9 protein-coding genes are annotated in these 6000 nt (G+C 65.7%); 5 read left to right on the forward strand and 4 right to left on the reverse strand.

Features of this window, described 5'->3' with window-relative positions; all coding sequences use genetic code 11:
• Positions 1-29: 29 nt before the first annotated feature.
• Positions 30-419: a VOC family protein gene (locus tag QOC76_RS17780; RefSeq protein ID WP_526358720.1), complete on the reverse strand. Its 390-nt coding sequence runs from the start codon at positions 417-419 to the stop codon at positions 30-32.
• 51 nt (positions 420-470) lie between these two features.
• Between QOC76_RS17780 and QOC76_RS17785 the strand changes: the two genes are divergently transcribed.
• The gene (locus QOC76_RS17785) at positions 471-1004 is read left to right on the forward strand and encodes a GNAT family N-acetyltransferase (protein WP_526358682.1); all 534 of its coding nucleotides are present in this window, start codon (positions 471-473) and stop codon (positions 1002-1004) included.
• A 125-nt stretch (positions 1005-1129) separates the two neighbouring features.
• Positions 1130-2152, forward strand: coding sequence for a nitronate monooxygenase (locus QOC76_RS17790; protein WP_526358722.1), 1023 nt, complete (start codon positions 1130-1132; stop codon positions 2150-2152).
• Between the two features lie 32 nt (positions 2153-2184).
• On the opposite strand, the gene QOC76_RS17795 is transcribed toward QOC76_RS17790, so the two are convergent.
• Positions 2185-2598 carry a VOC family protein gene (locus tag QOC76_RS17795; protein WP_526358684.1) on the reverse strand — a complete coding sequence of 138 codons (414 nt, stop codon included), beginning with the start codon at positions 2596-2598 and terminating at the stop codon, positions 2185-2187.
• A 69-nt stretch (positions 2599-2667) separates the two neighbouring features.
• Here QOC76_RS17795 and QOC76_RS17800 point away from each other — a divergent pair, with 69 nt between their 5' ends.
• Together QOC76_RS17800 and QOC76_RS17805 are read left to right on the forward strand one after the other, a co-directional pair.
• Complete coding sequence (locus QOC76_RS17800; RefSeq protein WP_526358686.1) at positions 2668-3837, forward strand: serine hydrolase domain-containing protein; 1170 nt, start codon at positions 2668-2670, stop codon at positions 3835-3837.
• A gap of 55 nt (positions 3838-3892) precedes the next feature.
• Complete coding sequence (locus QOC76_RS17805) at positions 3893-4774, forward strand: LLM class flavin-dependent oxidoreductase (RefSeq protein ID WP_526358724.1); 882 nt, start codon at positions 3893-3895, stop codon at positions 4772-4774.
• Here QOC76_RS17805 and QOC76_RS17810 read toward each other — a convergent pair.
• Both QOC76_RS17810 and QOC76_RS17815 read right to left on the reverse strand, forming a co-directional pair.
• Entirely contained in the window at positions 4758-5114 is a 357-nt protein-coding gene (locus QOC76_RS17810) for a hypothetical protein (RefSeq protein WP_526358688.1), read from the reverse strand. The two genes, QOC76_RS17805 and QOC76_RS17810, sit on opposite strands and share 17 nt — an antisense overlap.
• A gap of 77 nt (positions 5115-5191) precedes the next feature.
• Complete coding sequence (locus tag QOC76_RS17815; RefSeq protein WP_526358690.1) at positions 5192-5488, reverse strand: hypothetical protein; 297 nt, start codon at positions 5486-5488, stop codon at positions 5192-5194.
• Positions 5489-5592: 104 nt separating this feature from the next.
• Here QOC76_RS17815 and QOC76_RS17820 point away from each other — a divergent pair.
• On the forward strand, positions 5593-6000 hold a 408-nt coding region (locus tag QOC76_RS17820; protein WP_526358692.1), incomplete at its 3' end, for an oligopeptide:H+ symporter.

Consider the following 6000-nt stretch of genomic DNA (forward strand, 5'->3'; position numbering starts at 1 on the left):
CGACGGCGTCGCCGTGCTGGAAGCGCGGCTCAGCCTCCCGACCCGTATGGCCGGGTGAGGATCTCGATTTGGTGACCCGACGGGTCGCGGAAGTAGACGCCCTTCCCGCCGTCGTCGGTGTTGATAGTGCCCTGGCGAGAGCTCATCGCATCCGCCCAGTGCTCGAGGCCACGCGCGCGGATCTTGCCGTAGATGGCATCGAATTCGTCTTCGGAGACCAGGAACGCGTAGTGCTGCGGGCGTACGTTCTCACCTTCGGGAAGATCCATGTAATCCAGCGTGACGCCGTTGGCGACCGTCACCGTCATGAACCGGCCGACCGGGGCAGGGCACGGCAGATCGAACAGATCGGTCAGGAAGGTGGCCGACTGTTTCTTGTCGTGTGAGGACACGATCGTATGGTTGAACGTGATGGCGATGTACCAGTCAACCAGCTTCACCCGATCCACGACAAGGTGCAGGAACTGGGCGTGGCCAACGTGAACATCCTGACTGGAGCGCGGGTCGGCCTGCGAGCGCCGCGGCTCCAGGACGCCGACGAACTGTTCGCCTCCGTCGCCTCCGATCCCGAAGTCACCCGCTACATGTCATGGACGCCGCATCTGGACGTAGATGAGACGCGCCGGGTGATCACCGAGTTGTTCAACGTGGGCGACGAACGGACCTGGCTGATCGAGTTACGGGCCACCGGGGAGATCATCGGGACCTGCGGGTTCCGCACAGTGCAGGCCCACAGCCGCGACTTCGGCTACGTACTCGGCCGACGATGGTGGGGTCAGCGGCTGATGCCGGAGGTTGTCCAGCTGCTGCTCGCCGGGATGGAAAGCGACCCGAGCGTGTACCGCATCTCAGCGATCTGTCACGTCGACAACACTCGGTCGGCCCGCGTTCTGGAGCGCGCAGGCCTGTCGTTCGAGGGCAAGCTGGTCCGGCACACGGTATTTCCGAATATCAGCACGACAGCACCGCAGGACGTCCTTCAGTTCGCGAAGGCCGTCAGGTAGCAATGCCGCGCACCGCAGCCGCGACGACGCCGTTGGTCCGCGCGCTGGATCGCTGCCTGGCCACGGCGGCAGGCTATCCAGGTTCGCGTGGTACGAATGAGCCGTTGAAGCGATGGGAGGCGATGATGCCGAACGGTTTCGATCTCAGAGACCTCGCGGTTTCGGTGATCGTCGCGCCGATGGCGGGCGGTCCGTCGACGCCCGCGCTCGCCGCCGCCGGTACGAATGCGGGCGGACTGGGTTTCGTCGCGGCGGGCTATCTGAGCGCCGACGCTTTGGCGGAGCGCATAGCGGCCGCACGCGATCTGACGACCGGCCCGCTCGGCGTCAACCTGTTCGCCCCGCAGTCCAGCGCGGCCACACCCGAGGCGATCCAGACGTACGCCGCCGCACTGGCACCCGACGTCGAGCGGTACGGGGCCGAGCTGGGCGATCCCTCCTACAACGACGACGCGTGGGCGGCCAAGGTCGACGTCCTGCTCCAGCTGCGTCCCGAGGTGGCGTCGTTCACGTTCGGACTGCCGAGCGTCGAGGAATGCAGGCGGCTGCGCGACGCGGGCATCGCCACGGTCGGCACTGTGACGTCGGTCTACGAGGCGGACGCGGCAGTGGACTGCGGCGTTGATGCGATCGCCGTGCAAGGCCCGTCGGCGGGTGGGCACCGCGGCACCTTCGACCCCGTCGCAGACCCCAACCCGCAACCGTTGTCCGAGATGCTCGTCGCAGTACTGGCCCGGGTGAACGTCCCGGTCATCGCGGCCGGTGGCCTGGTGACCGCCGATGACGTCAAATGGGTGATCGAGGAGGGCGCGGTCGCGGCGCAGCTCGGTACGGCGTTTCTGCTCGCCGACGAATCGGGCAGCAGCCCGGTGCACCGCGCCGCTCTGCAGGATCCCCGGTTCACCGAAACCGTTGTGACGAAATCGTTTTCCGGCCGCTACGCGCGCGGGCTGCGCAATCGCTTCGTCGACGACCACGAGGCACAGGCGCCGTTCGGATATCCCGAGGTGCACTATCTGACAGGGCCGCTGCGGGCCGCCGCGGTGCGCGCCGGCGACCCGGATGGCACAAATGTGTGGGCTGGGACCGGCTTCAAGTCGATCAGGACCGGCTCAGTGGCCGACATCATGGGCGACCTGGCACCCTAGGCAGGTTCGGCCGTGCTCGGCGCATACCCGCTCTATTTGAGGGCGATGAGTTCCAGTGCGATGTTGTCCGGATCGCGGAACTCGAGGATATGCGCTGTACCAATGTCCTTCACGGGCTCGTGCGCGATGCCGAGATCGTCAAGATGGGCGGCGGCCGCATCCAGATCAGCCTTCGTGCTCACCCGAAAGGCCAAATGGTCGAGGCCGACGCGGTTCTCGTCGAACCGATCCTGCGCCACCGGCCGCAGGCCGACCAGCATGTCACCGGTGTTGTAGATGACGCCGTCGTAGAGGAACCACAGCTTCTCCCGTGTATCGGCATCCGCGTCGGCGGGCACCTGCAGCGCGACCGGCCAGCCGAAGACGTTGTCGTAAAACGTCCGCGACCGGGCGATGTCGGTGACCGTCAGCCTGACGTGCTGGACGGCGGATGTGTCGATCGTCATGGCCCTTATGCTGCCAGCACACGCGATAGGGTCGGTCCGGGCGGGGACCCGAGACCGAAAGGCCGGCACATGGGCGCAGTCACGAGGGTGTTGGCCGTCGTCGCGTCATCTGTGATGACCGTCTGCGTCGCCGTCTGTCCTGTCCACGCGGACCCCGACCATGACCTCGCCTCGCGGCTCAACGCTGCGATCGAGTCCCGCATCGCCCAGATGGGCATCCCCGGCGCGATCGTCGCCCTGTCGATCCCGGGCGAGATCGAATACGCCAAGGCGTTCGGCGTCGGCGACACCGCCACCGGGGAACCGATGCTCGTCAACGATTTCACCCGCATCGGCAGCATCACCAAGACGTTCACCGGAACCGCGATCCTCCAGCTCGTCGATCAGGGGAAGATCAGCCTGAGCGATCCGATCTCCCGCTATGTCGACGGTGTCCCGTTCGGCGACGTCATCACGTTGGACCTGCTCGGTCGGATGCGTAGCGGGCTGCCCGATTACACCGAGACGGACGAGTTCCTCAACCGGGTTTACACCGAGCTGCCCACTGGTCCCGACGCATTCACCACCACACCACAAGAACTGATCGAAGCGGCCTTCCGGCAGCCGATGGAGTTTCCGCCGGGAACCGACTACCGGTACTGCAACACCAATACCGTCCTGCTCGGCATGGTGGTGGAAAAGGTCGCCGGACTTCCGCTCGGAGAGTACTTCCAGCAGAACATCTTTGGTCCACTCGACTTGCAGCGCACCAGCTATCCGCCGAATGGACTCCTGCCTGTCCCGTACCCGCACGGCTACAACAAGGCGCCTGACGGCGCCATCGTCGACGCCACCCTGTGGAACCCGTCATGGGGTGATTCCGCGGGCAAAATCGTGTCCGACCTTGCGGACATGACAGTCTGGGCGGTGGCCCTCGGCACGGGCACGCTGTTGCGCCCCGACACCCAGGCACAACGGATCAGCAACGGCACCGCCGCCGCACCGGGGGTCGACTACGACTTCGCGCTGTTCAACGCGCACGGTTGGCTCGGGCACAACGGCGATATTCCTGGCTATACGACGGTGGTGGTGTACCTGCCCGAACGCAACGCCTCGCTGGTGGTTTTCACCAACTCGGATGTTCCCGAACAGAATTCGGCGGGGAAGATCGCCTATGACGTGACATCCATCGGCACGCCCGACCATCTCTACGAGGTGGGCCCCCAACCGCCGGAATTGATGCGAGAGCCGGGCGATTGACCGCCACCCGGCGCCGCTACGACGGCCTGCCAGAATCGCCGTCGTGCAGGTAGGTATGACGATGCCGGTGATGGAGCCGGACCTCGACGGGCCGACCCTTCAGGCTTGGGCCAACGCGATCGACGACGGACCGTACTCGTCGCTGTGCTGGGGTGAGCGGATCGCATTCGACAACCCGGAGGCGATCACGCTGCTGGGCGCGCTGGCGGCCTGGACCGATCGGGTGCGGCTGGTGACGACGGTGGTGGTGCCGCAGTTGCACGACCCTGTGATGTTGGCCAAGGCGCTCGCCACCGGGGACATGCTCAGCGGCGGCAGGCTCACCGTCGGCCTCGGGATCGGTGGCCGGCGCGAGGATTACGAAGCCGTCGGCGCCGATCCCGCGACGCAGACGATGAGCGGGATGGCTCAACTGGTCGCGACGATGAGACGAGTCTGGGCCGGCGAGAAGGTGACCGATTCCGTGCTTCCTGTCGGTCCCGCGCCAGTGCAGAAGGCCGGTCCGCCACTGCTGGTCGGAACCACGGGTCCCAAGACGGTGCAGTCCGCCGCCGCATGGGCCGACGGTCTGGCGGGCACCACACTGGATCTCGACACCGCCAAGCAGAACGAGCTCTACGACGTCGCAAGAACAGCGTGGGCACGGGCTGGGAAGCCGAAACCGCATCTAGCCACCTCGTTCTGGTTCGCCATCGGCGACGGTGACTCAGCGCGTGCACAGGTGCACCGGCATCTGCGCCGCTACATGAACTGGATCCCGATCGAGTACGTCGATGCAATGGCGCCCAGCACCGGATGGGCAGGCACCGAGGACCAATTGGCAAGTGTGTTGCAACAATTCGACGATATCGGCACCGATGAGGTTCACCTCATCCCGACCAGCTCCGACGTGGAACAGGTGCGGCGGGTAGCCGACGTCGTCAAGGATTTCGGGTAGGCGGCGTGTAGTTGTCGTAGACCCTCCGGTGGTACGACGACAGGAACCGGGAGCCGATCACGCGCATCGTCACCATCGCGACCAGCCCGTTCAGGTTCTTCGACGACTGATCCCACACCGCGTGCACTGCGCTACCGCCCCCGGTCCGAGGCGTCGCCGTCAACGTCATGAAGCATCCCGGGTTCAGCGCCTCGGCCTCCACCACCGTCAGCGTCACCGAGTCGGGAGTGGACCAGTCGTAACGCCATCGCGCCCAGAGCTTCGGGAAATCCTGGGGCTCGCGGTCGTCACGAAGTCGAACTCGAACGTGGTGCGCACTGCCCGAACGTATCAGCGGCAATGACTCTGCGAATACCGCACAGAAGTGCGAGTAGCGGTCGCCCTCACCGCCGAGTGAATCCGCGCTTGAGCAGCCGACTAATCGTCCTCGGGTTCGGGCTCCTCGTCGACCTCGTCCTCGTAATCCTCGTCTTCGTAATCCTCGTCGTCGTCGTAGTCCTCGTCGTCTTCGTCGACGTACGGGGTGTTCAGCCCCGCCAGGTGATCAGGGTCCGCGGACACCTGCTCCCATTTCGAGGGCGGGTGGTACTCGGCCCACGTCTCCTCGTCACCGAAGTGGATGGCGAGCACGCCGCCCTCCAGGAACTCGAAGCCGTCGTCGTCGCCGTAGTCCTGGGGTTGAGGCTGCCCGGCGAATCGCACCTTGAACGCCATGGCGGCCAGTTTTCCATGACGGGGGTGACGCGACTGGACGGCCTACCTGCGATGCCTCCGGAGCCCCTTCCCGAGCGCAGGCGCACATGGTAATTCTGGCCCTCATGACAACAGTGGGACAGACGGACGAGAAGCCGACCGGACGCACCCTGTTCGGTCATCCGATCGGCCTGGCCAACCTCTTCGGCGTCGAGTTGTGGGAGCGGTTCTCGTTCTACGGGATGCTCACGATCCTCGGCTACTACCTCTATTACTCGGTGACCGAAGGCGGTCTGGGACTCCCGAAGACCACCGCGACGGGCATCGTCGGCGCCTACGGCGGCCTGGTGTACCTCTCCACCGTGCTCGGCGGCTGGGTCGCCGACCGCGTCCTCGGCATGGAACGCACCGTGTTCTACGGAGGTGTGGTGGTCATGTGCGGCCACATCGTGCTCGCGATCATTCCGGGCCTGGCAGGTGTCGCCACAGGCCTGGTGCTCGTCGCGCTCGGCTCGGGCGCGTTGAAGGCCAAC

It is taken from the genome of Mycobacterium sp. (assembly GCF_032159565.1).
Lineage (GTDB): Bacteria > Actinomycetota > Actinomycetes > Mycobacteriales > Mycobacteriaceae > Mycobacterium.

Excerpts from the sequence above, each read along its gene's own strand:
- QOC76_RS17790 (WP_526358722.1), top strand. The coding sequence starts at position 1,130 with ATGCCGAACGGTTTCGATCTCAGAGACCTCGCGGTTTCGGTGATCGTC.
- QOC76_RS17795 (WP_526358684.1), bottom strand. The coding sequence starts at position 2,598 with ATGACGATCGACACATCCGCCGTCCAGCACGTCAGGCTGACGGTCACC.
- QOC76_RS17800 (WP_526358686.1), top strand. The coding sequence starts at position 2,668 with ATGGGCGCAGTCACGAGGGTGTTGGCCGTCGTCGCGTCATCTGTGATG.
- QOC76_RS17805 (WP_526358724.1), top strand. The coding sequence starts at position 3,893 with ATGACGATGCCGGTGATGGAGCCGGACCTCGACGGGCCGACCCTTCAG.
- QOC76_RS17815 (WP_526358690.1), bottom strand. The coding sequence starts at position 5,488 with ATGGCGTTCAAGGTGCGATTCGCCGGGCAGCCTCAACCCCAGGACTAC.